Source organism: Psychrobacter cibarius (assembly GCF_904845955.1).
Classification (GTDB): domain Bacteria; phylum Pseudomonadota; class Gammaproteobacteria; order Pseudomonadales; family Moraxellaceae; genus Psychrobacter; species Psychrobacter cibarius_B.
The window spans coordinates 1-5,195 of record NZ_CAJGYX010000017.1 but is presented as its reverse complement, the minus strand read 5'-3'; the positions used below and the strand labels follow the sequence as shown (position 1 = coordinate 5,195).

General features: G+C 47.4%; 4 protein-coding genes and 1 pseudogene. All 5 read right to left on the bottom strand.

Annotated elements, in window-relative coordinates; genetic code table 11:
- Nucleotides 1-176 precede the first annotated feature (176 nt).
- On the bottom strand, nt 177-2,822 hold the full coding sequence (locus JMV76_RS14405; RefSeq protein WP_201503151.1) for an ABC transporter permease: 2,646 nt from the start codon (nt 2,820-2,822) through the stop codon (nt 177-179).
- 19 nt (nt 2,823-2,841) lie between these two features.
- Entirely contained in the window at nt 2,842-3,561 is a 720-nt protein-coding gene (locus JMV76_RS14400; RefSeq protein ID WP_201501664.1) for an ABC transporter ATP-binding protein, read from the bottom strand.
- A 12-nt stretch (nt 3,562-3,573) separates the two neighbouring features.
- Nucleotides 3,574-4,071, bottom strand: a complete 498-nt coding sequence (locus JMV76_RS14985) for a GDSL-type esterase/lipase family protein (RefSeq protein WP_265090322.1) — start codon at nt 4,069-4,071, stop codon at nt 3,574-3,576.
- Nucleotides 4,061-4,399, bottom strand: coding sequence for a hypothetical protein (locus JMV76_RS14980; RefSeq protein ID WP_227690446.1), 339 nt, complete (start codon nt 4,397-4,399; stop codon nt 4,061-4,063). The genes JMV76_RS14985 and JMV76_RS14980 overlap by 11 nt, the downstream gene beginning before the upstream one ends.
- 87 nt (nt 4,400-4,486) lie before the next feature.
- Nucleotides 4,487-5,195, bottom strand: a pseudogene (locus tag JMV76_RS14390) (MFS transporter); the annotation flags it as partial.

Below are 5,195 nucleotides of genomic sequence, written 5' to 3'. Positions count from 1 at the left end.
GCAATATCGATAGGGTTTAATCTCAAAAGCTTCATTTTAAACCTCCAATCAATTATAGATTCGTTTTTCAAGACATTTGTCTTCCGATACCATGTTACCGTAATATATGACACAGTGCATAGTCGAAAATTGTAAAAACAAGAAGTAGACGTTATTATATCCGACTATAGCTACAACTAAACCATCGCCCTTACCCTTGCCATAATCCCGCGTCCAATCACCAATCTCACGTAAATAATGGCAATGGCAAACAGTAATACGACTAACGCTGCACCACCCATAGCCAGATTTGCCCACGGCATACTAAACTGTAGATTAAACCACTGAGTAACAGCCAGCCAAGCACCACCAGTGGCTATAATCACGGCAAAGGTCGCTGCGCTAATACCAAGTACACCTAGCTCTAAGATATTGAGCATATACAAGTCACGCTTTTGCATCCCCAGTAATCGGAAGGACGCACTCTCTTTCATACGATCTTGTGAGGTAGACAGTAGCGAGCTGATCAGCACCATGACGCCAGTGAGCAGGGCAAGCAAGGTGAACACATAGACCAAGCGGCTCATTTGTACCACTAGCTCTTGGATTTGCTTCGCAATAGCAGTGCCGTCAATCGTGGTGACAGCAGGGAACTCACGTACCAGTTTGCCTTGTAGCTCTGGAATTGCATCTTCTGGTACGTGGGCGGTAGCAAACTGAATCTGCGGGGCAGCGGACAGCACAGACGGCCCAAACAAGAAGTAAAAATACGGGCTTGGGCCACGCTCATAGCGCGTTCGAATACTGGTAATCTGCCCGATGATTTCGATCCCTTGAATATTAAATCGTACCTGATCACCCATACCGACATTGAGCATACTGGCAGCGGTGTCTAAGATAGACAAAGGTTTGACTTGCTCATCTGTCGCATCGATAGGGGTGTATAGCGCGTCATCCGTGAGTGATTCAGTGATATATTCGGTCTCCATGACCGTATCTGCGTAGCTTAAGTTAAACACTCGCGTAGGATCATCGAAGCCATCCTCAGGCTCAATATCTTTTGCCGGTACGTCATTCGCCGTTTCTACACGCGCACGAATGACGGGATAATAAGTGACAGGTGTTTCAATGATCGCATCAATATCGTCATGTTGATCGCTCTGCACATCGAGCAAAAACAGATTGGGTGCGTCTTCGGGATAGGCATTGATAAACTGCGCGTTGATACTGTGATTTAGGGTGGTGATGAGCGTCAGCACCGCCACCGATAGCGATAAGGTGACAAAGAACAAAGCAGATTGGTTACCTTTACGTGCAAGGTTATGAATGGCAATGCGCTGCATCCAACTGACTTTGGTATTGCTCGCCAACTTGTTAAGTAGCCAGAGCCACCCACGCGCCAATAGCCAAAATATCGCCACAAAGCCAATCAAGCCGCCCAATAGCTGTGCACCTAATGTCAGTGAGCCCACTTCATAAGCAAAGAAGGCATATAGCCCTGCCAGCACCAAGCCATACCACAGTAGCGGCACGCGTCGATACCACGGCAAGTTTTGCGTTTGCGTACTCGCACCTTGATTGAGTAGGGTAGCGGGTTTGGTGGTGTTAAGCGCGCTCAAACCACGCTGCGCAATCAGCAACGTTAGGGCCAAGGCAATCACAATAGTCTTAATTGCACTGATTAGATTGATGGACAGCCCAACATCGGTAGGCAAGATAGCCACCAGATACGGCTGACCAATTTTAAGCAAACCTAGACTCAGTATAATCGCGGCGACACAAGCAATGGCAGTCGTGACGATAAGCAGTTGATAGTAGCTGCGCTTGAGTGAGCCAAGCGGTTCACCTAATGCCAAGCGAATGGCGTTACTAGACTGCTGCTTGGTGACAAACGCACTAATGACGCCGTACATGGCGACCGCAGAAAGTAGCAACACTGCGATGACCAATAATTTTAAAAACATCAGTACATTATCAGAGATACGCGAGACCGAAGTATCTGCGGACTCTGCGTCAGAGAGCTCGATATCAGGGTAATTGGTCAGAATATCTGTAAGCTGTTCACGCTGCGTGGTTATCAGCTTTGGGTCGCCTGCCATCTCAATACGATAGTTTATGCGGCTACGTTGACCCAACAGATTGGTCGCTGCGAGTGAGTCCTCATGCATTAAGACACGTCCACCAAACCCAAAGGTGGTCAGCGGACGATCAGGCTCTTTGGTCAATACATCACTTATTGTGAACTGCGCATCGCCAATGGTGATACGGTCACCGACATTGGCCTGTAGACTACTGAGCACTTCTGGCGCGACGATGACACTGTCAGAGGTTAGCTGCTCCCACAGCGGCTGTCCTGAGGCAAGCTCCGCTTTACCGTATAAGGGATACGACGGCGAGACCGCTTTAATGCTGGCAAGCAAGGTTTGCTCATCATTGACCAGCATGGCGCTAAACTGATAGTCATACACCGTCTGCGTATCGGGGATTGTTTCTACTTGCGTCAATACTTCACTTGGCCAGTCTTGCTTGCTGTTTAGAATTAAATCGCCACCAACGAGCGCGCGCTGATTGTCATTGATATAGCGATCAACAGACTGCTGCACAGAGTCGAGGGTTAGGTAAGTTGCAAGCGACAGGGTTAATGTCAGTAGAAACAATACCGGATATACCCAGCGCTGCCACCAACTACGGCTGAGTGCTTGAGAGCCGAGTGTTTGAAAACCTAAGGTACGGGTAAATAGTTGATTGGGAATGCCGCTAGGATAACTGGACGCTTGATGCATACTGGTATCAGTCTTTTTTGTATCAGCTGGTGGTTTATTGTCTGTGGGCTTACGATTCATTAAGATACAATCCAGTTATTCATGTAGGTACAATTCGACCATCATGCATGGTGATGACGCGATCTGCCATCTCGGCAAGTGCAGGGTCATGGGTCACGACCACCAGTGCTGAACCAACCTGTTGGCGTAAGTCCAATAGCAACTGCATGACTTGATCTGCATTTTGCTCATCGAGGTTGCCCGTTGGTTCATCAGCGAATACGATTTTTGGATGCGATACTAGCGCTCGTGCCACCGCTGTGCGCTGTTGTTCACCACCTGACAACTGATTGGGCAAGCTATGACGTCGATGACCCAAATCAACGGCGTCAATAAGCTCGTCTACTCGTGCTGGGTTTGGACGTCTGGCAATATCAAGTGGAAAGGCGATGTTCTCGGCTACTGTCAAGGTTGGCAGTAGGTGAAACGACTGAAAGACAAAGCCCATATCACGTTGACGAATCACCGCCAAAGCATCTTCGTCAAGACTACTGAGCATTTGACCTGCTAGCGACACCGTACCGCTGTCTGGATAATCTAGCGCCGCCAGTAATCCTAGTAAGGTAGATTTACCTGAGCCTGATTTGCCCATAATGACCACAAACTCGCCAGCATTGACATAGATATCTACATCTTTAATGATTGATAGGGTTTGCTCGCCGACTTGCACGGTCTTGTTTAATTGTGAGGCGGTGAGTAGGACTTCTTTTTTATAATCTGCTTGTGGCGTTGAAGCGGCAATCGAAGGTGATGATGTCATTACAGTGTCTCGTTAAGTAGTCTCATTTATCGTATTTTTTGTCGTTTCATCTTGAGCATTTTCAGTTGCGTTGTCTGCATCGGCTATTTTTAGCGCTTCTAGTTTAGGCGCTAGGATAGGCAAGATATTGTCATTAACGATAATTGCGTAGCCTTCTTTAGTCGGATGAATGGCATCGGCTTGATTGAGCGCAGGATCACCGCCCACACCATCCAAGAAGAAAGGAATCAGCGTCACGTTCATGTCTTTGGCGACGCGAGGATATATCGCTGCAAATGACTTCACATACTCAGAGCCAAGGTTGTCATAGATTTGCATGCCGCCCAAAATGACGATACTGCCATTATCCTTTAGACGTTTGACCGCGGTACGAATATTGGCTTCAACTGTCGCCACATCGATACCGCGTATGGCATCGTTAGCACCGATAGTCAAAATCGTCACATCAGGCTTAGTTTGCAACACCCAGTCTAAGCGATTGACCAATCCCGTGCTGGTTTCACCGCTCAATCCTGAATTGATAACTTTGGCATTGTTCGTAACCCATTGCTTGCAGACGATCTTCTAACTGAGCAGGATAGTTGTCATCTTTATCCACCCCAAGACCTTCTGTCAGAGAGCCGCCCAATGCCAAGATCGTTAATGGCGCTTGCTGTGCAGTGGATGTTGCCGGTTGCTCAGATTTTGTCGTTTGAGGTTCGGCAGTTTGAGTACTGTTTTGCATGCCGTTATCGGTGCTAGGTTCAGATGGTTTTTGGCAACCACCGAGCGCCATTACGGCTGTTAAAATAGCCAATGTTGGTAAGTGTCGAGCGAAACGAATGGATAAATTCATCATGATTATTCTGTCCTATAAGCAATCAAACCAGTGTAGCAAAATAAGACAGACACCAATATTATCCTAAGGTTACTGTAGTTTTTGATATTACAGCGTTTTGCCATCGACCATCACTGGACGACTCACTACCCAAGCAATGACGACGTTGATAACCATCAAAATGAGCATAATGAATAGGGGTAAATCCCAGCTGCCAGTCGCTTCATGTAGCCAACCTGTCCCTAAGGGACCAAAAAACGCAATCAAATAACCGACGAATTGCGCCATACCAGACAGCTCACTAGATTGGTTGGTCGTATAAGTACGTAAGGAGAACAGCATCATACTCAAGGTGAAAATAGCGGAGCAGCCAATGCCCATCAGACCTGACCACAACCAAGCGAGGTCGGTAGATAAATAATTGATTCCTAAAATACCAATAACATTCAGCACCGCTGCAAACACCGCCAGCGCCTGAATAGGGCGGCCGCGATTGATCAGCCACGTCAGGCTCATAATAGAGACTGGCGCCATAAACTGAAACACTGAAGCCATTTGTCCTGCTTGCACTGCGGATAGCCCTTTGCTGACCCAAATAGAGGGTAAGAAACTGGCAACAGTATAAAATAATAGTGATTGCAGCCCCATAAATACCGCAATTTGCCAAGCAAAAGGTGTACGCCACATGGAGATGTCAGACGCTCCAGAGGTAGGTGGCACAATGGCTTGATGACTAGACGAACCAAGCCGCAATCGCAAAAATATCCAAATAATGATCGCAAAAATACCCAATAGCGACCACCCACCTAGTGCCCAT